The sequence below is a fragment of the Parapedobacter sp. genome (assembly GCF_053550995.1).
The window spans coordinates 1-24,304 of sequence record NZ_JBMQOC010000071.1 but is presented as its reverse complement, the minus strand read 5'-3'; the positions used below and the strand labels follow the sequence as shown (position 1 = coordinate 24,304).

Annotated in this window: 22 protein-coding genes and 1 tRNA gene; 14 read left to right on the top strand and 9 right to left on the bottom strand. The window is 49.3% G+C overall.

Annotated features, from left to right (window positions below; genetic code table 11):
* Nucleotides 1-44: 44 nt before the first annotated feature.
* Entirely contained in the window at nt 45-383 is a 339-nt protein-coding gene (locus tag ACO1NT_RS10240; RefSeq protein ID WP_449048532.1) for a helix-turn-helix domain-containing protein, read from the top strand.
* 136 nt (nt 384-519) lie between these two features.
* On the opposite strand, the gene ACO1NT_RS10235 is transcribed toward ACO1NT_RS10240, so the two are convergent.
* The 4 genes from ACO1NT_RS10235 to ACO1NT_RS10220 all read right to left on the bottom strand — a co-directional run bounded on the left by ACO1NT_RS10235 (nt 520) and on the right by ACO1NT_RS10220 (nt 3,702).
* Nucleotides 520-699, bottom strand: coding sequence for a hypothetical protein (locus tag ACO1NT_RS10235; RefSeq protein ID WP_449048531.1), 180 nt, complete (start codon nt 697-699; stop codon nt 520-522).
* 104 nt (nt 700-803) lie between these two features.
* Nucleotides 804-1,379, bottom strand: coding sequence for an SMC-Scp complex subunit ScpB (gene scpB / locus ACO1NT_RS10230; RefSeq protein WP_449048530.1), 576 nt, complete (start codon nt 1,377-1,379; stop codon nt 804-806).
* Nucleotides 1,379-2,503, bottom strand: a complete 1,125-nt coding sequence (gene mqnC, locus ACO1NT_RS10225; RefSeq protein WP_449048529.1) for a cyclic dehypoxanthinyl futalosine synthase — start codon at nt 2,501-2,503, stop codon at nt 1,379-1,381. The genes scpB and mqnC overlap by 1 nt, the downstream gene beginning before the upstream one ends.
* A 35-nt stretch (nt 2,504-2,538) precedes the next feature.
* Nucleotides 2,539-3,702 carry a PQQ-dependent sugar dehydrogenase gene (locus ACO1NT_RS10220; RefSeq protein ID WP_449048528.1) on the bottom strand — a complete coding sequence of 388 codons (1,164 nt, stop codon included), beginning with the start codon at nt 3,700-3,702 and terminating at the stop codon, nt 2,539-2,541.
* A gap of 320 nt (nt 3,703-4,022) precedes the next feature.
* Here ACO1NT_RS10220 and ACO1NT_RS10215 point away from each other — a divergent pair, with 320 nt between their 5' ends.
* The 10 genes from ACO1NT_RS10215 (at nt 4,023) to ACO1NT_RS10170 (ending at nt 16,842) form a co-directional block, all read left to right on the top strand.
* Nucleotides 4,023-4,604: an RNA polymerase sigma-70 factor gene (locus ACO1NT_RS10215; RefSeq protein WP_449048527.1), complete on the top strand. Its 582-nt coding sequence runs from the start codon at nt 4,023-4,025 to the stop codon at nt 4,602-4,604.
* A gap of 74 nt (nt 4,605-4,678) precedes the next feature.
* A complete protein-coding gene (locus ACO1NT_RS10210) occupies nt 4,679-5,719 on the top strand; it encodes a FecR domain-containing protein (protein ID WP_449048526.1) in 1,041 nt (346 codons plus the stop codon).
* A gap of 402 nt (nt 5,720-6,121) precedes the next feature.
* Nucleotides 6,122-9,625, top strand: a complete 3,504-nt coding sequence (locus ACO1NT_RS10205; protein ID WP_449048525.1) for a SusC/RagA family TonB-linked outer membrane protein — start codon at nt 6,122-6,124, stop codon at nt 9,623-9,625.
* Nucleotides 9,626-9,667: 42 nt separating this feature from the next.
* On the top strand, nt 9,668-11,383 hold the full coding sequence (locus tag ACO1NT_RS10200; RefSeq protein ID WP_449048524.1) for a RagB/SusD family nutrient uptake outer membrane protein: 1,716 nt from the start codon (nt 9,668-9,670) through the stop codon (nt 11,381-11,383).
* Between the two features lie 14 nt (nt 11,384-11,397).
* Nucleotides 11,398-12,405: a sugar phosphate isomerase/epimerase family protein gene (locus tag ACO1NT_RS10195; protein WP_449048523.1), complete on the top strand. Its 1,008-nt coding sequence runs from the start codon at nt 11,398-11,400 to the stop codon at nt 12,403-12,405.
* Nucleotides 12,406-12,565: 160 nt separating this feature from the next.
* Nucleotides 12,566-13,657, top strand: a complete 1,092-nt coding sequence (locus ACO1NT_RS10190; protein WP_449048522.1) for a Gfo/Idh/MocA family protein — start codon at nt 12,566-12,568, stop codon at nt 13,655-13,657.
* 40 nt (nt 13,658-13,697) lie between these two features.
* Nucleotides 13,698-15,002: an MFS transporter gene (locus tag ACO1NT_RS10185; protein WP_449048521.1), complete on the top strand. Its 1,305-nt coding sequence runs from the start codon at nt 13,698-13,700 to the stop codon at nt 15,000-15,002.
* Nucleotides 14,999-15,727 carry a (Fe-S)-binding protein gene (locus tag ACO1NT_RS10180; RefSeq protein ID WP_449048520.1) on the top strand — a complete coding sequence of 243 codons (729 nt, stop codon included), beginning with the start codon at nt 14,999-15,001 and terminating at the stop codon, nt 15,725-15,727. Before ACO1NT_RS10185 ends, ACO1NT_RS10180 begins: the two co-directional genes overlap by 4 nt.
* Before the next feature lie 27 nt (nt 15,728-15,754).
* The gene (locus ACO1NT_RS10175; protein ID WP_449048519.1) at nt 15,755-16,660 is read left to right on the top strand and encodes a sugar phosphate isomerase/epimerase family protein; all 906 of its coding nucleotides are present in this window, start codon (nt 15,755-15,757) and stop codon (nt 16,658-16,660) included.
* Between the two features lie 97 nt (nt 16,661-16,757).
* Nucleotides 16,758-16,842, top strand: a tRNA-Leu gene (locus ACO1NT_RS10170).
* A 64-nt stretch (nt 16,843-16,906) separates the two neighbouring features.
* On the opposite strand, the gene ACO1NT_RS10165 is transcribed toward ACO1NT_RS10170, so the two are convergent.
* From ACO1NT_RS10165 to ACO1NT_RS10155, 3 genes are all read right to left on the bottom strand, one after another.
* The gene (locus tag ACO1NT_RS10165; protein WP_449048518.1) at nt 16,907-18,019 is read right to left on the bottom strand and encodes a Fic family protein; all 1,113 of its coding nucleotides are present in this window, start codon (nt 18,017-18,019) and stop codon (nt 16,907-16,909) included.
* A 375-nt stretch (nt 18,020-18,394) separates the two neighbouring features.
* A complete protein-coding gene (locus ACO1NT_RS10160; RefSeq protein WP_449048517.1) occupies nt 18,395-18,952 on the bottom strand; it encodes a hypothetical protein in 558 nt (185 codons plus the stop codon).
* A gap of 10 nt (nt 18,953-18,962) precedes the next feature.
* Nucleotides 18,963-19,595: a hypothetical protein gene (locus ACO1NT_RS10155; RefSeq protein WP_449048516.1), complete on the bottom strand. Its 633-nt coding sequence runs from the start codon at nt 19,593-19,595 to the stop codon at nt 18,963-18,965.
* Between the two features lie 245 nt (nt 19,596-19,840).
* On the opposite strand from ACO1NT_RS10155, the gene ACO1NT_RS10150 reads away from it, so the two are divergent.
* Nucleotides 19,841-20,671 (top strand): hypothetical protein, encoded by an 831-nt coding sequence (locus ACO1NT_RS10150; RefSeq protein WP_449048515.1) that lies wholly within the window; start codon nt 19,841-19,843, stop codon nt 20,669-20,671.
* Here ACO1NT_RS10150 and ACO1NT_RS10145 read toward each other — a convergent pair.
* Both ACO1NT_RS10145 and ACO1NT_RS10140 read right to left on the bottom strand, forming a co-directional pair.
* Entirely contained in the window at nt 20,668-21,645 is a 978-nt protein-coding gene (locus ACO1NT_RS10145; RefSeq protein WP_449048514.1) for a hypothetical protein, read from the bottom strand. The two genes, ACO1NT_RS10150 and ACO1NT_RS10145, sit on opposite strands and share 4 nt — an antisense overlap.
* A 245-nt stretch (nt 21,646-21,890) precedes the next feature.
* Nucleotides 21,891-22,262 carry a hypothetical protein gene (locus tag ACO1NT_RS10140; protein ID WP_449048513.1) on the bottom strand — a complete coding sequence of 124 codons (372 nt, stop codon included), beginning with the start codon at nt 22,260-22,262 and terminating at the stop codon, nt 21,891-21,893.
* 502 nt (nt 22,263-22,764) lie between these two features.
* On the opposite strand from ACO1NT_RS10140, the gene ACO1NT_RS10135 reads away from it, so the two are divergent.
* Together ACO1NT_RS10135 and ACO1NT_RS10130 are read left to right on the top strand one after the other, a co-directional pair.
* A complete protein-coding gene (locus ACO1NT_RS10135; protein ID WP_449048512.1) occupies nt 22,765-23,733 on the top strand; it encodes a TolB family protein in 969 nt (322 codons plus the stop codon).
* A gap of 1 nt (nt 23,734) precedes the next feature.
* Nucleotides 23,735-24,244: a hypothetical protein gene (locus ACO1NT_RS10130; RefSeq protein WP_449048511.1), complete on the top strand. Its 510-nt coding sequence runs from the start codon at nt 23,735-23,737 to the stop codon at nt 24,242-24,244.
* The last annotated feature ends 60 nt before the right edge of the window (nt 24,245-24,304 follow it).

Here is a 24,304-nt window from a genome sequence, read left to right as displayed (position 1 = left end):
CGCAGGCACACAAATACCGCGATTTTCTTTATACCATCTTACCAATGAATACATTAGGAAAAAAAATCAGACTTTTGCGACACCAAAGAGGGTGGAGCCAGGAAGACGTCGCCAAACGGCTGGATATATCCATCCCTGCGTTTTCGAAAATAGAGACCGGTATTACAGACGTTAATTTATCGCGTTTGGATCAAATATCCCGCCTTTTCGATCTTTCTATCGTTCAGTTGCTGTCAACATCAGACTCGGAGGAAGAAAAGAAGCACACAGCGGAACTGTCAGCGTTGAAGGAGAAGTTGGAAGAACGTGAGGCGGAGGTTATCGAACTGCAGAAGAAAGTCATCGATCTGTATGAACTGCTGCATAAAAAGACGTTGGCATAGGGATATAAAAAGCCCATTCATCTCCCGATGTAAACCGGTCGATTTGAATGGGGCTTGATTATACGATTATTTGGCTAGCTGTCTGGCCGGCAATGATATCTGGTACGGGGTTTCGTCAAATATGAGGCTTTTTTGATTAGTAATCATCATCGTCGAAATCATCGTCAAATTCTTCCAACGAGTCAAATTCATCCAATTCGAACTCATCATCCTCATCATCGAAAAGATCCCCCGAATCCTCGTCGTCATCGGGACCGGTGTCAAGCGCGACCAGCATGTCGTCCGCTAACATCGCTAAATCAGTGTCATGCATCATTGGCGTTTCCATAATCATGTAAATAGATACTGTGTTATTTTATAGGATAAAAATAGCAAGAATTTGGTTTAAAGCATATTTTTTAAAAAAAATAAATCGGTGGGTTATTCACCGGTTTCACCGATGGTGTTTTCCTCCCGTACAATGTCTTTCAGTCTCGGTAAGTCGGCTGTCGTAGCTATCCCAAAATGGTCCATAAACAGGTCGCTCGTGGCATACAGTAAAGGTTTTCCCAATGTATCGGCTTTGCCGGCAATTTTAATCAATTCTTTTTCAAGCAGGCGGTGCACGGAATAATCGCAATTAACGCCGCGGATCTGTTCGATTTCCAGCTTGGTGATAGGTTGCCTGTAGGCAATGATGGCCAATGTTTCAAGAGCTGCCGGACTCAATTTCTTTTTCGATCGGTGGGCCTGCAGCTGGTTGATGGTGTCGTAATATACGGGCTTGGTGAGGAATTGATAGCCGTTGTTTACGTTTCGCAGTTCAAGGATCCGATCGTCTTTCCGGTAACGGTCTTTGATGGCTTCGAGCATTTCAACAATGACTTCCTCGGCCATTTCCATCTCATATAACGCCGCGAGGACCTGTTGGATTTCCGTGATGCCGATACCCATTTCCGAAGCGTAGATGAGCGCTTCAATTTGTCGAATCAGCTGTTCGCTACGTTCTGCCTCCATTAATAATCGATGACCTGCTCTTCTATTGCTTCGGGTATTTCCCTGAACTCGTACTTCTGTGTGCGGAGTTGTGGCTCGAAGCCAGCGGCCCGGATTGCGTCTTGGATGGATTTGGATGTAAACCGGTGTGGTGCCCCGGCTGCGGACACGACGTTCTCCTCGATCATGATCGACCCAAAATCGTTGGCGCCGGCATGCAGGCACAGCTGTGCAACGTTTTTGCCGACCGTGAGCCATGATGCCTGTATGTTTTTGATATTGGGTAGCATGATACGGCTTAGCGCAATCATGCGGATGTACTCCTCACCCGAGACGTTGTTGGTGATTCCCCGCAGCCGCTTGAGCAAGGTGCCGTCGTCTTGGAACGGCCAGGGGATGAAGGCGATGAAGCCATGCGCATCCGCTGGACGTTCAGCTTGCACTTCCCGTATCCATGCGAGGTGTTCGAACCGCTCCTCGATAGTTTCGATGTGTCCGAACATCATGGTTGCCGAAGTGGGCAGATTCACTTGGTGTGCGGCCCGCATCACGTCCAGCCATTCTTTTCCGCCGCACTTCCCTTTCGAGATGAGCCGCCGCACGCGGTCGTTCAGTATTTCTGCGCCCGCGCCGGGAAGGGAATCGAGGCCAGCTTCCTTAAGTGCGCGGAGCACTTCGATATGGGGTATGCCTTCCAGTTTGGCAACGTGTGCGATTTCGGGGGGGCCGAGTGCGTGCAGCTTCAGCTGTGGATACAGCATTTTCAACTCCCGGAACAGATCGGCATAAAAAGCCAGTCCTAGCTCAGGGTGATGCCCGCCCTGCAGCAGTAGCTGGTCGCCGCCATAGCGGAACGTCTCCTCTATTTTGCGTTTGTAGGTGTCTATATCCGTGATATAGCTCTCCTCGTGGCCCGGTCTACGGAAAAAATTGCAGAATTTACAGTTGGCGATGCATACGTTGGTGGTATTCACATTCCGGTCAATCTGCCAGGTTACCTTGCCGTGCGGTACCTGTATCTTCCGCAGCGCGTTGGCCACGTATGATAGGTCGGCGATAGGGGCGTGGTGGTATAGGTACACGCCTTCGTCGATCGACAGAAACTCGAAATCAAGGGCCCGGCCAAGCAATTTGTCGACGTTCATGATAGCAAAGATACGCAGTTTTTGATAATTGCCATCTATTCCGCCGGAATCAGTTTGAGCAGCATGCCGGGACCTTCCGTTAGCACGTATATATAACCATCGGCATGCTGAGCAATATGCCGCACGCGGCCGATATTCTTGAGCAGCTTTTCTTCGTGGACGTAGTTGCCGTTCCGAAGTTCCACGCGCGCCACATGCGTCAATGCCAACGCACCTGTAAACAGGTTGTTCCGCCAAGCAGGGAATTTGTCGCCCGTATAATACAGCAATCCGCAGGTGGCAATGGATGGCGTCCAATAGTGGATAGGTTGTTCCATGCCTTCTTTTTCGGTGAGTTCCGAAATGATGGCGCCGCTGTAATCGATGCCATATGTGATGATCGGCCAGCCATAGTTTTTCCCGCGCTCTATGAGGTTGAGCTCATCGCCACCCCGCGGTCCATGCTCGGTAGCGTAGATGTTGTTGTTGATGCGGTCATACGCCAGTCCCTGCACATTGCGGTGGCCAAAAGACCAGATGCTTGGTTGGGCATCGGGGGTATCTACAAACGGGTTGTCGGTAGGTATGCGGCCATCATCGTGTAACCGATGGATTTTGCCTAGGTCGTTTGTCAAATCCTGCGCATTTTCTTTAACGCCGCGTTCGCCGGTACTGAAATAAAGGTACCCTGCGTTGTCGAATACAATGCGGCTACCGAAATGTACGCCGGCACCAGAGAGTGGCGCGGTTTGGTATAAGGTTTCCAGTCCGTCAATTTTGTTGCCTGTTATGCGGAATCGAATTAGGGCGGTACCGCCACCCCCCGGACCGGGCTTCGCGTAGGTGGCATAGATCCACCCATTTTCGGCATAATTTGGGTGGGGCTGTATGTCCAGCAATCCGCCCTGTCCTTGTTCATAGACCTCGGGAAATCCTTCCAGTTGCCTGCCGGTGTACCGATCGTTTTCGAATATAAGGATGGCGCCTTTCCGTTCCGTCACCAACAATCTGCCATCTGTAAGCCAGGCCATGCCCCAGGGATTATCGAGCTCCGTGTACAGTGTGTCGATGTAAAAAGTGCTTTTTTCCGACACTTCGGATTGCCGTGTTTGGCGCGCGGCGTTACTATGCATGCCATTACTGCCGTTGCCTGTGCAGTGTAAACATAAGGTGCCGAAGGCAAACGTACTCAGTAGCAGTAGGGCGTCAATGCGTTTCATGGTGTATTTTCGAGCATCAAAGGTAAGGAATGTCCGTGGCTACGGCAAAGTGTGTATTGCCGAAGCAGGGCAACCGCATTTAAAACTTGCCGTCGTTGGTAAACTGTGTTGGGAACGACAACTGCGGCACAGCCGGAGCACCTTGGTTACTTGGGTGCGTCCAAGTAACATGCCTGGCCGGCATAGAGGCCGGAAAGCAGATCAAAAATAAGCCCACTGGTTCTGGCACCCAGTCGATTACTATTTAATATTCAGGAAACCCTTGTGAAAATGTAAACGAATCATTACGTTTGTAAGAACCAATTGACATAAAGACCTTGTTGAACAAAGCCACGATCGAAACAGATGCGGAGCTGCTTATTCGGATAGGCAAAGACGACCAGATTGCTTTTGAAGAGCTATATCGACGCTATTGGCGACGTTGTTACCTGCAAGTGGTGCGCCGTTCGGGCAATGAGACATTGGCCGAGGACATCACCCAAAATGTATTTGTATCCCTTTGGGAGAAGCGCAAATCACTACGCATCGAGCATGTGGGCGCATATCTGTTTTCCGCAGTCCGGTTCCGTTTTATCACCTACCTAAAATCGCAGTTGCACGAAGAGGCATATGCCCTGCACTTGCTCCGCAAGGAGCGCGACCCCCACAACCCGGTGGAAGCCTCCATGCGCATAAAAGAACTCAACGAAGCCATTGAAAAAGGCGTGGCCATGATGCCCCCCAAAACCAAGACCATCTATACGTTAAGCCGTACCGAATACTACTCGGTCAAGGAGATTGCCCATAAGCTGAATTTATCGGAGAAAGCAGTGGAGTACCACATCACGCAGTCACTGAAGACGTTACGCATCGCTTTAAAGGATTTCCTTGCTGTCCTTTTTCTTTTGCAAGAATTTTTTTGATGGGTTTTTAGGGATTACCCCGTTTCGATAGACTCCCTTAATGAACGGATTATAAACGCCTGCGTAAAATTATTATGGGTAGGGAAAGCTTTCATCAATTGCTGCAACGTTACCTTGATGGTCAGTGTACACCGGCCGAAGAGCGGTTGGTAGACCACTGGTATCACCTGCTGGAGGGTGATGATCAACGTGAAATAAGCGCATCGAATTTAGATGTTTTGGAAGATGCGATGTGGCAGAAGATCCATGGGCAGATCAACGATGTCCCACATATGGATTCGAATCACCAGCGTTTATTGCGTTCGCGGTATGTCCGCTATCTGTTGGTCGCAGCGTCCGTTGCATTGCTGGTTACCGTGGGTACCCTTGCTTACTATCGGGTGGTATGCTATCCGGTGGAGCCATCATTTACCGCTGAGGCGGCATTGGATAGCAACATTGTGGTACTGAAAAATGATACCGATCGCCGAATGGATATTATCCTCGCCGATGAGTCGTTGGTGGAGCTGTACCCCGGGGCCCAGCTTCAATATCCCAAACGCTTCGGCGAACACGGACGGGAAGTACGGCTAACCGGAGACGCGTTTTTCTCTGTGGCGGCCAACAAGGAAAATCCATTTTGGGTATTCCATGAGGGAATGATCACGAAAGTGCTGGGGACAAAATTCAAGATCAAGGCGCCCAAAGGAAATGCCAAAGGTGAAGTCATTGTCTATTCGGGAAAGGTGGATGTGTTTTATAATGTTGGGCGGCGAAATATGGTGCGGCGGATGCTATCCGCACCAGAAAGGGCTTCCCTCACAACCAACCAACGGGCCGTATTATCAGCTAAGAAGTTGGAAGAGACCGTCACCGAAAACCCGCTGCCCGTGAGGGATCGCGTAGACGCGATACGGCACGAAACGTATCAGGATATCCCGATGACGTCGCTGGCAAAGACATTGAGCGAGCTATATGCCTTGGAGGTGGTGGCCGATAGCACACTAGCCAGTATCACGTTTACCGGCGATATCAGTGGTATCGGGCTGTTCAAACAGCTCGACATCATTTGCACGGTTACCGATACGCGCTATGAAGTGGTCGGGACGACAATTTTCTTAAAAAATAAGCACTGACGGCAATTGAATACACCCAAATGGTTGCGCACCATTTATGCAAATGAACCCGACATGATTAAAATAGTCATTAAGCACACAGGGCAATGATTATTGACGAGTGTTTAACATTTTTTCGGCGTCAATGAGCTTCGCTGTCGCTTCGGTTATTTTGATCATCAAAGGCTCCATCTGACAAATAGAAAACAAAAAATAAACAGATGAAATAAAGTTGAACCAAAATAAACACCATGGAGAAATCAAAAACTTAACGACAAAAAAACCGGCAATATGGGGGTATTGCCGGCAGTGGCCCCAATCACATACGTGAGGGGTTTTTTACAGTCCAAAAAACGTTTAACGAACTATAAATTTTTCAAAAATATGAAAAAAGATCGAATTATTGCGTTAACCAAAACTGCGATGAGACTAACCTTTTTATATGCCCTAATCACTTCGACTGTCGTATTTACGAGTCACGCCACCGAGGTAGATGCCCAGGGCGCACTCGATAAGCGGATTGAGCTATCGGGCCAACGCACTACGATTAAAGAACTGATCACCACACTCGAGAAGCAGTCGGGTGCACACTTTATCTACAGTTCCTCGACCATCAAAACCAACCGTAAAATCAAGGTCACATCGCTTGACGGCGATCTATCGGTCGTACTCCATGAGGTTTTCAAGCCGATTGGCATTGACTATCGTGTGGAGCACGATAAAATACTGCTTTTCAGTATTTTCCAGGAATTAACGATTACCGGCAAGGTTACAGATGCCAGCAACGGTATGCCGATATTGGGTGCGGCGGTGAAGGTTAAGGGCACCAGCAAGGGTACGGGTACCGATGCCAACGGTCAGTTTTCGTTGGCCGTGATGCCCAATGAAACAGTGGAAGTAAGCTACATCGGGTTTACGGCGCAGGAGTTTACGGTAGACAGCACCCGGCGTGTGTATGACATTGCCTTGAAAGCATCGCTCAGTACCTTGGATGAGGTGGTTGTCGTGGGGTACGGAACCCAGCTGCGGAAAGACGTGACGGGTTCGGTTGCCGTGGTCGACGTGAAAGACCTCAAACAACAGCCGGCGGCCAGCCCCATCGAAGCCCTGCAGGGAAAAGCCACGGGGGTGCAGGTCATCAACACCGGAGCGCCGGGCGCCACGCCACAGATACGCATCAGGGGGTTCAGTACCATTAACAATAACGATCCGCTGTATATCATCGACGGAATGCCCTATGAAGGGAAACTAGGCTGGTTGAATGCCAGCGACATCGAAAGCATGCAGGTGTTGAAAGACGCTTCTGCGGCTTCCATCTACGGCGCGCGCGCCAACAATGGCGTCGTGATCATCAGTACGCGGAAAGGGGTGAAGGGAACGCCCAAAATCACATTCGATACGTATTACGGCACGCAGCAGCCCAACCGCAGCCGCTTCCCCGAGTTCCTGGATCCGATGCAATTCGGCGAGTATGTTTACCAGCGCTTTAAGAATGCAGGCGACACTCCGGGTACCGGTGAGACCACCGGTACGAACTATGGGTCGGATCCCGACCACCCGACGTTGCCCGAGTACCTCTTGGCCGGGGCGGCTACCGGACATGAAGTCACAACAGCCGATGCCGACCCTGCCAAGTACAATTATGCGATGGACGCCGCCCAGTTTTACCAGATCACCAAGGCCAACCATGCCGGTACCAACTGGTTCGATGTGATCACGCGTGATGCACCCATGCAGAACTACCAGCTGAGCATACTCGGTGGTAGTGACGATGCTACCTACGCCATAAGTGGCGGCGCATTCAAGCAGGAAGGTACCTACAAGTACACCGGTTTCGAGCGGTTTACCATCCGGAGCAATACCCAGTTCAAGTTTTTCAACGATCGGGTTACACTGGGTGAAAACATGCAGTATTCCTATACCAATGGCCACGGGTTCGGTGTCAACGAAAACAGATCGGGAGATTACCAAGGCGAGGCGTCGCCGATCGGGTGGGCCTACCGGATACAGACGATCATCCCGGTGTACGACATTATGGGCAACTTCGCCGGCACCCGCGGCAACAAAATGGGGAATGCCGACAACCCGTTGGCGGTATTGTACCGCGCCAAAGACAACTTGAACAAGAGTGGCCAGTTTTTCGGAAGTGCTTTTGCCGATGTCGAGCTGGTAAAAGGGCTCAATTTCCGGAGCACGTTCGGATTGCGTTATGAGAACTACAACGGCGTTTCCATCGGGTATCCCAATCCCGAGCGCTCCGAAGGCAGCTTCACCAATAATACCCTTGGTGAGTACCAAGGGTACAATTCCGAATGGACATGGTCGAATACCGCTACCTACAAAAATACATTCAACGAAGTGCACAACCTGACCGTGATGGCGGGTACGGAAGCGGTGGAATCGAAATGGCACCAACTGAACGGCGATGGCAATGAATTCTTCGTCGCTGGGGACATGAATTATTACTATCTCAATACGGCTGCCAATACCAGTGCGGGTAGCACGGGGTCCGAGGGATCGCTTTTCTCCGTTTTCGGCCGGGCCGACTATTCGTTCGACGATCGGTATCTATTGTCTGCCACGGTTCGCCGCGACGGGTCCTCCAATTTCGGGCCGGAAAACCGATACGGTACCTTCCCCGCGGCCAGCGTGGCATGGCGTGTCTCTAACGAAGGCTTCATGAACACCGTTACCTGGGTAGACGACCTGAAATTCCGTGCCGGCTACGGCGTTACCGGCAACCAGCGTATCCCTACTTTTCAGTACGTGAGGAGGTATGCGTCCGCGCTCAATTATTCCTTCTATCCCATCAGTGGCGGCAACGAGCTGGCAAGCGGATTGTGGACCAGTAATTACGACAACCAGGGCGTGAAGTGGGAGGAGGCCAAGTCCGTAAATTTGGGCCTTGATTTCACGTTGTTCAACAACCAGATCGATGGCGCGATTGAGTGGTTCGATCGGCGTACCGAGGGCGTGTTATACCCCGTTCCGCAGCCTTCGGCCGCGGTAGGTACGGGCGCTTCGCCATTCATCAACTCCGGCAATATACAGAATTCCGGCTTCGAGGTTTCCTTGAATTACCATTATACGGGCGGTACGGACGAAGGCGCATTCCAGTTTGATGTGGGCGCTTTCTTCTCCAGGTATACCAACAACATCATCGAGTTGGCACCTACGGTTACCGAGCAGCCCTACCTGACCCTGCGCGGCGTAACCACATCGGTCATCAAAGCTGGGGCCCCCTTGGGTGCTTTTTACGGTTACCAGGTGGCAGGTATTTACCAGAATGACGAAGAGATCGCCAACAGCGCATCGTACGATGGCGCCCGCGTAGGAGGTTTTAAATTCGCCGACGTATCCGGCCCGGAAGGCGCGCCGGATGGCAAGATCGACGGGGCCGACCGTACGGTTATTGGCAATCCGCACCCCGATTTCATCTATTCGCTCAGCGTGAATGCCGCCTATAAACGGTTTGATGTCAGTATGTTTTTCAATGGTTCGCAGGGTAACGACCTGTTCGACCTTACGCGGCAGTATACCGACTTTTATGCGTTCCCCGGGGCGGTGAGTACGCGCGTGCTGGATGCCTGGAGCCCCAGCAACCCCACGAGCATGATGCCCTCGCCGAATGCCGATGCACCGACCATCGAGTACCAATCGTCCAGTTACTACGTACAGGATGGCAGCTTTTTCCGTATGCGTAACCTGCAAGTGGGCTACACGCTGCCTACGCAACGGATGTTTGCCGGGAAGGTGGCTAACCTGCGCGTATACGGCAGTGTGACCAACCTGTTCACCATCACCGGATATAGCGGCATGGACCCCGAAGTGAGCCAATACACGTCTACGTTTACGGCACCGGGGGTGGATATGGGGGTATACCCCGTGCCGCGGCAGTACCTGTTGGGGTTAAGTGTTACTTTTTAGCGAACGGTATTAGCAGATTTCAAACCATTAATTAGTAAAGAGATGAAACTATATTATAAAATATCCGCATTGATCGTGCTACTAGGTATCGGGGCCTGTAACGAAAGTTTCCTGGAGCGGAGCCCCCAGGGCCAGCTGGCGGACGAGCAGGTTCAAAACACCAAGGCGGTTGAGTGGTTGCTTACCGGGGCCTATGGCCTGATGAACGGCAACCGGAATGGTACGTGGGGCAACTATGCGGCTGCTCCCAGCCAGTGGCTCTTCGGCGAAGTAGCGGCCGACAATGCGCACAAAGGCAGCGAGCTCGCCGACCAGGCTGTGATGTTCGATATCGAAAGGCATACCGCCATCAGTGTGAACGAGCATTTATCCACCATGTGGAACAATTATTACGAAGGCGTTACCCGTTGCAACACCACGCTCAGGCAGTTGAAGGTGGTGCAGGAAACCGCCGATGATAAATTTTCGGACCAGCGGGCGAAGGAAATCGAAGCGGAGGCCAAGATGCTGCGTGGGCATTATTATTTCTTTCTCTGGCGGGTGTTCCGGAACATCCCTTATATCGACGAAACGGTGCCTACCGCCGATGCGCCCAAGGTACCCAATAATGTCGATGTGTTGCCGATGATCGAGGCCGATTTCCAGTTCGCCATGCAAAACCTCCCATCGGAGGGCAAGCCGCCTTTGGGCGATGCGGGACGTGTGAATCAGGTGGCCGCAAAAGCGTACCTCGGCAAGGTATATCTATACCAGCAGAAATATGCCGAGGCATTGGTATTGTTTAAGGAGGTTATCGATGCCCGCCCCAACCTGGAAAGCATCCCGTTCCTAAATAATTTCGATGTGAATACAGAGAACGGGCCCGAATCGATTTTTGCGGCGCAGCATGCCATCAACCCCGACGGCAGTGGCGACAACGCCAATGTGGGCGATATGTTGGGTGGGCTCTACGGTTCGGCGCCAGCCAACTGCTGCGGGTTTTTCAATCCCAGCTTTGACCTGGTCAACTCCTTCCGGGTCACTTCGCAGGGGCTGCCCATGCTCGACGGTTCTTTCCGCACCGATCCGTACACATCGGATTTCGGGCTTTCCGCGGATGGAAAAAATGCCTACACCGTAGACCATACGTTGGCGGTAGATCCACGGCTTGACTATACGGTAGGGCGCCGGGGCGTTCCTTACCACGATTGGGGCGTTATGCCCGGTGATGGGTGGCTGCGCGACCCGGCATTTGGAGGGCCGTTTGTGGCTTATAAACATATGATTGACCAAGCCGATTTCGCCGGCAATGTCCAGTCGGGCGGTGTCAACTACGTTACTGCCCTAAACGTAAACATCATCCGGCTGGCCGATGTATACTTGATGGCGGCCGAGTGTGCGGCAGAGACCGGCGATTTGGCTTACGCGTTGGCACGGGTGAACAACGTGCGTGCCCGTGCGGCCAAGCTTCCGCACAAGTCGGTAGGGGGTACGCCCGTAGCGGCCTATGACGTGCAGCCCTATCCGGCGTTCTCCGACAAAGCATACGCGTTGAATGCCATCCGTTTCGAACGCCGGTTGGAACTGGCGCTTGAGGGCCACCGCTTCTTCGACCTGGTGCGCTGGGGCATTGCCAAGGAGGTACTGGAAGGATATTCGGCTTTTGAGGGTAGTCTCATCAGTTCATACGGCGGTCTCCAGTTTACCGAGGCGGACAATTACTTCCCCATCCCGCAGGACCAGATTGACCGGAGTGGTGGTGCGCTGACGCAGAATTAAAGACCATAAAATAAATGAAGATGAACACGAGGAGGAACTTCATACGGCAATTGGGTACGGGTATGGCAGCAGCAGCTGCCTACCCCGTCCTGTCGCCCTTGCTTTCATGCAATGGCGGTTCACGCACGGCAGCGCAGAAGGAAACAATAACCACAAGCGAGCTTTTTTTTAAGATATCACTCGCCGAATGGTCGCTGAACCGGGCGCTTTTCGGTGGTCAACTCGACCATCTCGACTTTCCGCTGTACGCCAAGGAAAATTTCGGTATTGATGCCGTGGAGTATGTCAACCAGTTTTTTATGGACAAGGCCACCGATCAGTCGTATCTCGGCGAACTGAAAACCCGGTGCGATGACCATGGCATCAGAAGCGTACTGATTATGTGCGATCGTGAAGGGGATTTAGGCGATACCGTACCGGCCCAGCGGAAGACCGCGGTAGAAAACCATTACAAATGGGTGGAGGCCGCGCAGTTTCTCGGGTGCCATGCCATCCGGGTAAATGCTGCTGGCGAGGGAACGGCCGAGGAAGTGGCGCGGTGTGCTGTCGAAAGCCTCACTGAGCTCGCGACGTTTGCCAGCGACTATGGTATATCCGTCATCGTGGAAAACCACGGCGGTTATTCGTCCAACGGCAAATGGCTGAGTGGAGTGATGCAAACAGTGGGGCTTCCCAATTGCGGCACGCTGCCTGATCTCGGCAATTTCTGCATCAAGCGTACCGAGCCCGTGGAGCAGACCGTCGAGGCCTACATGGCCACGGAATGCCTGGAGGAATACGACCGGTACCAGGGAACGGCCGAACTGCTGCCTTTTGCCAAGGGGGTGAGTGCAAAAACGTATGATTTTGATGCCGATGGCAACGAGACGAGCATCGATTATAGCCGCGTTCTCCGCATGGTGAAAGAGGCTGGCTTTACCGGTTACGTGGGCATCGAGTACGAAGGCCATAGCCTTGCAGCCAACGAGGGCATAACGAAGACCAAGGCGATGCTCGAACGCATCGGCAGCGGGTTGGTATAGCCATCGGTGCGGTGGCAGGGTGTCTAGGCACGTTTTGTGCTTAGGCACTTTTTTATGTTTTTTCGTGTAACTAGATTATTGGATTTCTGCTGCCCTTTGGAGGTAATCGTTACCTTTGTCTTTGCTAACAGGTTGTTGCATGCTTAATATACTTGACGATATGAAATCTTTGATCATCGCCGCTCTGCTGACCATATTTGTTCATGAATCCATGGCACAAGCTCCGCTGAGATTGGCGATAGCCGGATTGAGCCATGGACACGTCGACTGGATTTTCAATAGAAAGGACAAGCACGATGTCCAATTGGTCGGTATCTATGAGACGAACCCCGAGCTAATCGAACGCTATGCACAGCGTTACCATATGGATGAGGCACTGTTTTTTACCGACTTGGAAGCGATGCTGGATAAACTCAAACCCGATGCGGTATCGGCCTTTGGTGCCATTAGTGAACACATAGACGTGGTGCGGGCATGCGCTCCGCGGAAAATTCATGTGATGGTTGAAAAGCCGCTGGCCACCACACTTGCCGATGCAAAGGAAATCGCGGCATTGGCAAGTCAGTATGATATCCATGTGCTAACGAATTTTGAAACCTCTTGGTATGAAAGTAACCAAGCGATTAAATCCCTGCTCGACAGCGATCGGCTAGGCGCCATACGGAAAGTGATGGTGAATGATGGGCATCAGGGACCTAAAGAAATTGGTGTCAGCGAGGAGTTCTTGGAAATCCTAACCGACTCGGAAAAGAACGGAGCGGGTGCACTGGTCGATTTTGGATGTTATGGTGCCAACTTGATGACATGGTTAATGGATGGAGCCCGCCCTATTTCGGTAACGGCTGTCGTTCACCAAAACAAACCGGATGTCTACCGAGAAGTGGATGACGAAGCGACCATTATCCTCCAATACCCCAAAGCGCAGGCGGTTATCCAAGCCTCATGGAATTGGCCGTTTTCCAGAAAGGATATGGAGGTATACGGAACGCGGGGTTATGCGATCGCCTCCGATGCGACCACCCTCCGTTATCGACTGCAGGGTGCCAACGCCGCGGAGGAAACGCGGAAATTGAAGCCGAGGGAAGCACCCTTCAACGATCCGTTTTCCGTGTTGGCTGCGGTGGTGAACGGCTCGTTGGTGTTGGATCAATCCGATTTATATGGATTATCCGTCAATACCATCACCGTTGAAATACTCGAAGCCGCCATCAAATCGGCGGTGCAGCAGAAAACCATCTACTTACCGGAATAGAAGTTTTTTTATTTTCTATCTTAGCCTGCTCAAACGAAGAATGGCAATACGTAAGAACGATAAGCCCACCATACGAGCGTGGGCCATGTTTGATTGGGCCAACTCGGCTTATAACCTGGTCATCACATCGACCATATTCCCGGCTTACTATACGGCCATTACCTTTACGGAAGCTAATGGCGACCGGGTAACCTTTTTCGGTATGGACGTGGTCAATACCGCACTGTCCAGCTTTGCCCTGTCCGCGGCTTACCTCGTTATGGCATTGATGCTTCCCATATTGTCATCGGTAGCCGATTTCAAAGGCAATAAAAAGGCATTTATGAGGGCGTTTACCTACCTAGGAGGAATAGCTTGTATGGGGTTGTTTTTCTTTAAGCTGGAAACGCTGGAATGGGGTATCATCTGCTTTACGCTGGCGGCTATGGGCTATGTGGGTGGGGTGCTGTTCAATAATTCATACTTGCCTCAAATCGCTACCGTAGATCAGCAAGACCGCGTGAGTGCCCAGGGCTTTGCCTATGGCTACGTGGGTTGTGTAACCATCCAGATCATCTGTTTCGTATTTATACTCAAGCCGGAATGGTTTGGGATCACCGACCCCAGTTTCCCACCGCGGCTGTCGTTTTTGCTGGTGGGGCTATGGTGGATCGGATTCGCGCAGATACCCTTCGCGAGGCTCCCGAAAGACAGGCGGAATAGCGAGCGCGTGACACGCCATGTGTTGCGCAAAGGGTTTGCCGAGTTGCGGGATGTGTGGATGCGGCTGCGGGAAATTCCGGAGATCAAACGATTTCTGCCTGCCTTTTTCTTCTATGCCATGGGGGTGCAAACCGTTATGATAGTGGCGGCCGCATTCGGTGAAAAGGTGTTGCAGCTGGGTGCCCCCAAACTCATTGCCACGATATTGCTGATCCAGTTGGTTGCTATTGGCGGCGCGTACCTCATGTCGCTGCTAGCACGTTTCATCGGTAACGTGCGGGTGCTCATGTTGGTGGTGTGTGTGTGGGTAGGGATATGCGTTTCGGCGTATTATATCCAGCATGAAGTCGAATTCTATGTGTTGGCCGCGTTGGTGGGACTGGTAATGGGAGGGATACAGTCGCTCTCCCGTTCTACCTATTCCAAACTGCTGCCTGCTGACGAAACTGACACGGCCTCTTTTTTCAGTTTTTACGATGTTACGGAAAAGGTGGCCATCGTCATCGGACTGTTCTCTTTTGCCCTCATCGAACAGGTTACCCGCAATATCCGCTATTCGGCGCTGAGTTTAGGCCTGTTTTTTGTGCTGGGATTGGGGCTGTTATTTAGGATGTTGATGTTAAAGAAAGCTACCGCTGCATGACCGTTGAATTATTCATTCCCTGTTTTATTGATCAGTTGTTTCCCGAAACAGCTTTCCATACCGTAAAAGTGCTGGAGAAAGCGGGGTGCAAAGTGGTATATAACCCGGAACAGACGTGCTGTGGCCAGCCGGCTTACAACGCGGGCTTCTGGGACGAAGCCAAGAAAGTGGGAACCAAATTCTTGAACGATTTCTCGGATGACCGCATCATCGTGTCCCCTTCAGCATCGTGTACGGGCATGGTGAAGAATGCCTACAATGACCTGTTTACGAATACTATGGTGCATAATCGGTGCCGATCTATCCAAGGGAACATCCACGAACTTTCCGATTTCCTTGTCAATGTATTGAAAAAGGATTACTTTGGAGCTGAATTGGAAGGGCGTGCGGTTTACCACGACTCCTGTTCGGGCCTGCGCGAGTGCCGCATCAAAGATGAGCCACGGCAATTGCTGGGTAATGTCGGCGGACTGGAATTGGTGGAAATGCGCCATACCGATACTTGTTGTGGATTCGGTGGCACGTTTGCTGTTAAGTTCGATGCGATATCGAGCGCCATGGCCGAGCAGAAGGTGCATCATGCCTTGGAGATGGAAGCGGATTTTATAATTTCTACCGATTCTTCGTGCTTGCTGCACCTGCAAGGATATATCGATAAGCATCATTTGGCTATCAAGACCATGCATTTGGTAGATGTCCTTGCCAGTGGGTGGGCAAATATTTAGACGTATGTATTACTAACTTTAACCATAATGACAGATAGAAGATCATTTTTAAAACAACTTGGGGTGGGGGCCTTAGGCTTATCCGTACTGCCTGTATTGGGCGAATCGTGCGCTAGTAGTGTTACCAACAAGAATTTATTCTTCGATATTTCACTGGCCGAATGGTCGTTGCACAAAACACTGTTTGACGGAAAGTTGGATAACCTCGATTTTCCGAAAACGGCAGCGGAGACATTCGGTATCTATGCCGTGGAATATGTAAACCAGTTTTTCAAGGATAAGGCCAAGGACCAAACGTATTTGAGCGATTTGAACCAGCGCGCCAAGGATTATGGCGTGACAAATGTGCTTATCATGATTGATGGGGAAGGACCACTGGGTTCTACCGACGATGCGGAACGCAGCCAAGCGGTAGAAAACCACTATAAATGGGTGGAGGCTGCGAAGTTCTTGGGGTGCCATGCCATACGGGTGAATGCGGCCGGAGAAGGCACAACGGACGAAGTAAAGGCGGCGGCCATCGATGGTTTGGGCCGGTTGAGTGAATTTGCTGCCCAGCATGACATCAACGTGATTGTGGAGAACCACGGAGGTATATCTTCACATGGCGACTGGCTGAGTGCGGTGCTGCAGGGTGTGGGTAAGCCCAATTGCGGCAGTTTGCCCGACTTCGGTAATTTCTACGAGTACGACCGCTACCAAGGCGTACAAGACCTGATGCCCTTTGCCAAGGGCGTAAGCGCGAAAACGAATGTATTTGATGCAGAAGGCAATGAGGTGCATATCGATTACCGGAAAATGCTGCAAATCGTGAAGGATGCGGGTTATACGGGGCACGTGGGCATTGAATATGAAGGTAGCGAGCTGAGCGAGGAAGAAGGTATCAAGGCAACCAAGCGGCTATTGGAACGCGTAGGGGCTGAGCTTAGCTAGTTGGGTGATGAAATTTAGAGACGCAAATTCGGCATAATTATATTGCATATAAATGCGAATTTATCTAAGTTTGCGGTCTCTTTAGCAAAGCCATGTTGCCTGGATGGTGGAACTGGTAGACACGCAGGACTTAAAATCCTGTTCCCGTTAAAGGAGTGCGGGTTCGATTCCCGCTCCAGGTACTTTTAAAGGAAAGTCGAACTTACAGACTTTCCTTTTTTTGTTAAATCTGCTTTGAGTCAGCAACTATTGACCTTCTAATATGCGAATCAAGTCCTCATTAATATAAAAAACCTCTCGCCCGTCTTTCGCTGGTGTGAGTATTCGTGCCACAACCAATTCATTGAAATATTTAGTTAATGTCGTTCTGGAAGATATCTGTAGAACATCACCTATCAACTTTGGTTTGATATAGGGTTGGCTAAACAGTAATTCATTTACTTCTTTAGTATACCATTTGATGGCGGATTTACCATGCTCCAATGTGGTGTCCATTTGATCCAGTATGCTACCGATGAGTTGATTGGTCAATAGCGATGTTTTTTCAACCGCGTCCAGCATATAGTGTATCCAAGGCTTCCAAGCCCCGCGCTGGGTGACGGCACCTAAATTGTAATAGTAATCATCTTTATGAACAATGATATATTTAGAAAGATACAAAACAGGTTGTTCTAGGAGGCCTTTGTTAACCAAGTAAAGTAAGTTTAGTATCCGCCCTGTACGGCCATTTCCGTCAGGGAAAGGGTGTATAGCTTCAAATTGGTAATGAGCAATACACATTTTAAGTAAGGGGTCCGTGTCGGATAACTTATCGTCATTAAGATAATCCAATAGATTGTCCAATAATCGCTCAATGAGACCGGGGCCTCTCGGAGGGGTGTAAATAATTTCACCCGATCTAAATTCACTTTGCCCACGCTGAATGACCGTTAATGTGTGGGGCGGCCGTATGCTACTTGCTGTATTTTTGATTTGTTGGAAAATAGTGGTTATACTTTGCAGGTTAATACCATTCTTTTCTTTGATGTGTTTATATCCCTCCCAAAGCGCTTCCCGATACCGCAAAACCTCCTTTGTGGCAGGATTTGCATTTTTTTCCTGAAGAGTATCCGAGACGGCCTTATAGAGTTCGTCTTCTGTTGTGAAGATATTTTCTATTGCTGATGACGCTTTGGCCTCCTGAAGAGAAATCGTATTGATCAACATATAGGGATTGGGCAAACGTTGTACATTACTATTTACTCCTGCCAACGCCCTGGAAGCCGTGACCAATTTTTTCAGAATATCCACGTCGTCGCCTATGGTCTGGGGAGGCAACAGCGGAAGATCGTTGAAAGGCTTTGTTCTATCGTATGCCATATATGTTCAAATATAGCTAAATATTGGACGCATATACGGAATAATGAAAGAAAGTGGACATATTTAGGTGATTTGTTCATTTTTTATTATAAAAATGGACAAATATAGGTTTCCATCTGACTGAGCAGGGCAGACATGAAAGCGTTGAATGATAGAATGTCAGCTCGATGACTGTGCATGGTAACTCTCACTCGCACGAATAATGCTTCAATTAAATGAGGTCTCTTGCACTTAATATACCTGCATAATCCCCCAAAAAGTTCGATATTTCGCAGGTTCCCGTACGAAAGGCCGTCATTTTGCAGACGGCCTTTTGATTTTTTAATCCATTGATTTCGCCGACTAAAGCGGGAAATATTTTGTTGCTTAGCCTCCCTAAATATGCATATCGGCGGTAAGGACATCCATCTTTTTCCCTTGATCTTTCCGTTTCTGGTATTCAGCGAGCCCTTTTTCAATGGTACCATTCATGTCCTCTTCGGTCTCCGCCTGTGCCGTTGTTGCACTTACTCGAATTTCGTCGCGTTTCGCTATCCGTTTTAACAAACTTTCTTTAAATTTTTCGGCTCCTTTCAATTTCGGGCCGTATGGCAAAAGCTGTATCCGGGCTTTGACGAGACCTGTCTTAACCTTCGTTTCGATAAGATATATCTGATCTGCCTCCAACTCTGCTTCTAAGAAATCTCGGTTTTCCGATTTTCCCCAGAAAAGATGTTTTCCCGGGTCGCACTCATAAGCCACATAGCTTCCTGGACCAATCTTTCCGAGAAACCGGTCATTGTCAAAGTAGGAAAATTTAATGATGGGTGCATCCAATGCCGAGCGGGTAAAAATCACAAGAGCTTTGCCAACTGCCGGCGCTTGCAGTTCTTGCGAAAAAGAAAATGGGAGGCTGAGAACTATTAAAGAAAGCAATGAACTGATTTTTTTCATGGTGGTCCCCCTATTTTACGGATCTAGGTATTGACAATTTGTTTAAAAGATCCGCGGTTTGATTGTGGCTCACTGCATTCGTGGCATTAAGGGGGCTAAAGGTTCCACCGTAGCTCCCTTTTACTGTTTTTCCATTGTCCATGGCCAGATCGAATTCCAATTTGTAATCCGAACCACTTCCCGATACCTTAACTGTTCCGCCCGTTATAGCTGCAAATTCCTCCACCTCTTGCGTCTCCACATTTACGTTACGGGAAAAATAGCCGTAGTCAAAGTAATACTTCCCCTCCAAATCTACCTCTCCATTATCCGTATCGATATAATGGAAGGTTCCGCCTTTGAAGCTGTCATTCGGAGAAAACAGATCGATATAAAGATAAGTCGGGACAACGGGATCTGTCTCGGAAATAATATGGAAGAGGTGGAATTCGTAATTGGTGTGGGAACCATCGTATTCGTAATCGTCGATGGCTCCATAATTCAACGGAAAGGTCTGGCCGTTGTAGGTCAGTTCATTCTTGGCATCAATAACAGGCCCAACTTCATCTTTATCTTTGGAGCAGGAAAGGATGGTGGTGCTTATAAAAAGCAGCGTGAAGACCATCCAAGGGGAACATGCCGGAAAGGATTGTCGTGTTTTCATGTTTTTCAATTTTTATCCAATAAATAGTGACCGGATTACCTTAGGTACGTCATGGTAACCGGTACCTAATAATCCATTACCCAAAAATAGGCTCCTCCGAAAAACGAGGCAATCCCCGAAAACAAGGGTTTTTAATTTATATGTTCTAGTTTTTTTGCAGCTGTCTATTGAAATTACTGGTTTTCCGTGATTTCCAAAAATATCGACGCATTGTACCTTTGTCCTATCACAAATCAATCACAGCAATGAGAAAAATATACATTACCGTGCTGCTTGGGGTAGGGATGCTTTGTTTTTATCCGAGTGCCCAAGCACAGATTCTAAAAAAAGTCAGCAAAAAAATAGAACGAAAGGCTGAGCAGGAAATAGATAAAGCCTTGGAAGGTGATACCAAAGTAGCCGATAAAGACGTACAAGAAACAAAACAACCATCTGCAACCGGTCCGTTTAAAAACCTTCCTGTCATGGCGTATGACTTCCAGTCCGGGGCGGAAACCGTCTTTTTTGATGATTTCAGCGGGGAAACACCCGGTGCAATGGCATCTCGGTGGACCTGCAATGGTACCGGTACCGTAGCAACGATAGACGGTTTCGACGGACAATGGCTTAGGCTTTACAACGAGAATACGTATAAAATCAAAGAGCTTGTACGGATTCCTGAAAACTTTACACTGGAATTTGATCTACTGACATTGGCCGATAGTAAAGACGGCATTACCATAGATTTTGGTTTTGACCACCAGAAAGGTGTGGGCAAATATTATTACCTGGCCTATCGGAACCCGGTCAATGTTGAAGCTGCCTTCCGTTTTGATCAATTTACATTTACCAGTAATGAAGTTGATCCCGCCAAGAAAAGCGAGATCGATACCGACATGTCTTTCTTTGTGAATGATGTGATGAAGGTAAAGATCCGCGTGCAGGGCGACCGGATGTCTGCCTATATCGGCCAATATAAGGTGCTGGATACGGAAATGGTCGATCCCATGACCAAGAAGTACTTCTACATCGCTGTTGAGAATAAAGACAACCGGGGCGAGATTTACTTGGGCAACGTTAAGATTTCCGGACTTTAATCTGGGGTACCCCTTTCTTCCCATTCCAACTCCATCGTTTCTTTATTGAAGTTCAGGAATCGGGTCGATTCTGCATCGGTAACGATGTATCTTTCCTGTTTTTCATCTTGGTATCCCTCTTTGGAGGTTATGCTCTTCAGGCAACTGAATAGGTGGTAATCTTCCAATTTCAGTACATGCCCGTTGCGGCCATCGATTAACAGCCGAAGGAGTCCCTCTTCTTCCCCGGCACCGCAGGCGCCTAGGGCATAAGCCTTGGACGCCCGTTGGTAGGAAAGCACGACCCGCACCGTGTCGCCCACTACGGCATACCCCTCCACAGCATGTTCTCCCGGATAGAATATAGGGAGGTTTAAAGCATAGAGGTCGATATAAAAATCACTGCCGTTATGGTGTATTTTTAGGAGACTGTGGTGTTGCAGGATTTCCAGATCACTGCGATAAACGTTTATCGGGAGGCGCATCTTTCCATCCGTCCATTCTCCCCGGATACCACGTCCGTTCGCCGAATCAGTGCCAACTTCCCCATATACATCTTTAAAGGTCATTTTCTCGACAAAGTCCGTCATATAGTGGTAACGCACCATCATCTCTCGGAAATTATACTTCTCGTAATCGTCATATCGGAAGTTAAGCAGGGTATCGGCCAGTGCTTCGTTGTTAAAGTAGTATAAGGTTAACAGCTCGGAGGTTTTGATACCAGCAATGGAAAACCTCGGCTCTCCGTCGCCTTTAAGCTGGAACCAGCCCGATACGGAATACCAGTCCCGATGCCCGGAGGACATCTCGTTTACATTCAGGCAAAACGTAACCGGCATCATGGCTTTCTTACCAATAGATGCGGTAAAGATCAAATTACGCGTATCGGATTCCTCCAATGTGACCGTTGTCTGGGCGTTTGCCGGGGCCCAGTTGATCAAGAACATCAGCACCGCCCAGAAGGAGACGACCTTCTGTCTGTTAACTATTCCCATTTTCATTCGTTTGATTTAATAACGTAATCGCCCTTTCCATGTTAGGGCATCTACACTTCTCTTGGAGATATATGTTTATTGACCCGCTTATACCATCCACGAAAACACGGATTTTGCGTTTAATCGTGCTGTTTCACAAACGGTCTCCTTCGCTTGTCGAATACATGAACCACGGGTTCCGTTTCTTCATTTTCAAAACGGATGCGGAAATCCATTTGCACATGACCTTTATCATCCCTGATTTCTCATATACCGGATGGGTAACCGATATCCACCGGGCCGATATTGCTCGCTATCAAAACCATAAAAATCAATCTGTTCCTGCGATACGACAGCCAGGTATTTGAAATCATAGATAAAGGCGATGACCGCTCAACAGTACCTTCGGGTATGGCCAGGCTGTCTATAGGAGACCAACCGGCGGATGGCTCTAGCGATGGCGGCGCATAGATATAGACACTGTCTTTAATCGGAATACCAATACAGGTATATTGCGTATTGAAGATCCTGGAAAAATCGATATCGTCTATACCACCCTTTGATTGGGCCAAAGCGATCGTTGCCGGGCTATGTGCCACGATCATTATCAGGAACAGAAAGCCATTCTTACACACCATCTTCCAAGTTAAAATACGGATTTGAACATACCAAATGTAGACCACTGCCGTACGATATCAAAATTGAAACCAGGAAATGGTGGTTTTCGGGGATAGGTTGAACTCCTTATTTTGGAGAAGTTTGTAGCTGGGGTAAAAGCCTCTATAGTGGATGTTTGAGCCTATGACAAAATTTATGGTTTTACTATGTGCCCTACTTACCGGCAGTGCCTGTGCACAGTAGAAGCAGCCGGTTAGTGATACGCTGCAAGAAAAACGGTATCCCTATCGGGATAAATCAGGGAGGTTTGGATATTGGACAACTGCCTCCTGCGGGGTGCGTTCTCCGTCGTGAAGGGTACGCTCGAAAGCATCCAACGTCTGCGGTGGAAACGGGTGCGTTATTTTGTAGATGAACATGTAATAGCGGGTGAGTTGGTTTCACGCACTTTCATTTCTCCTTGTTTTCGTGGATTGCCTGGAACTTAAGGACTCATTAATTTTGTGTTACATCGATTGAGGTATGAAAAGGAAAATACAAACCGTTACACTCGTCCTGACTGCCGTGCTGGGCATTTGGTCGTGCAGCAAGAATGATGGTGCCGATCCCGACAATGGGAATGGCGGGATCGGGGATCTGCCCGGTAAACTTATATACACTTTTACCGGAGATGTGTATCAGCTGGATCTGCATACAAACCAGCAGAGCACGTACTTCACATTCAACACCTACGGCTTCAATTCTTGGGATATGGGCCGGGATGGACAGTTCAGGCTGACCAGCGAACGGGAAGCGGGTGTATTTGACGCCGCCAAAATCACGCTAATACGCAATTCGGATGGAACAATCGTCGATGAATTCGATTATGTTTCACCGAAGGGTACGGATACAGACGTAAGGTCGTTGCTCTCGCCCGATAATAAAAAAGTGCTTTATAGCCCGACGTTGGATAATGGTATCGTCATAACCGATCTAGACGGGAACGTACTGACCCACTTGGAAGCGGTGAACACCGAAGCGGGACCTGTATCACTTGGGATTAACGACGAAGTGCTATGGCTTCCCGGCAACCGTATTATATTTACGTTAGACGGCCGGTACATCTTCCGATCCGACCCGCCCTATACAAACCTTACGTTGGTAAAAGATATGCCCTACACCCAATGGGGCAACCTACGGGTAAATAAGCAGGGCACACAACTTGCTTTGATGGTGAGCAACCACATATACGTAATGGGTTTGGATGGCAGCGATTTACGGCAGGTCACGGAAAGCAGCGGCGGAGAAATCCACGCCGATTTCTCCCCCGATGGGAAGCACCTGCTGGTAGCAAAAAAAATTGGCCCTACGTTCTTTTACTGGAACCTCGCCATTATCCCGAACGATGGCCAGATGTATAATATGGATAATGACGAAGAAGTAATCGTCATACAACCCGAAGGGGAAGAGATTCTTCCAGCGGTTGATGGCCCCACATTTTGGGTGGAATGATATGCGATCCTGCTTCATTATCCTGCAAAAAAAGCTGTTTATTGCTGCCCTTTTATATATTAGTTTGTTTACCCATGCGTTTGCCCAGCAGTCCTTGGCGGAGGCAAAAGCACCGATACTAACCGTCCGGGATCTATATTTCAAAACATCAGATCACGCTATCGATGCATTGACTGACGTTAACGGATATCTTGAATTTTGGTCTGTCGGCCAACCCGATGCATACACACAATCTTTCCGTATTTCGTGGTATCATGAGGAACAGTTATACACGGAAGTCTATCTTTTGAAAGGCGGAAGACTGGTCTATGCGCTTGAAGAAGTAAAACGGATGCCCCCTAATCATTACACGCAGTCTGTCTGGCGATGTGAATATTTTATCAAGGACGACAGGGTCATCGACTACACATCTTTAGGGCATGGAAAGACGGAGGATGATGCCTGGGAACCGGAATCGATAATGATTCAGTTCGGCAAGCGAAAAGCCGAACTGGAAAAGATCAGGAAGTAAGCAAAGGATGTACTTTATAATATGGTATCAATCTGCACCTCAACCCCATCTTCCGTTTCG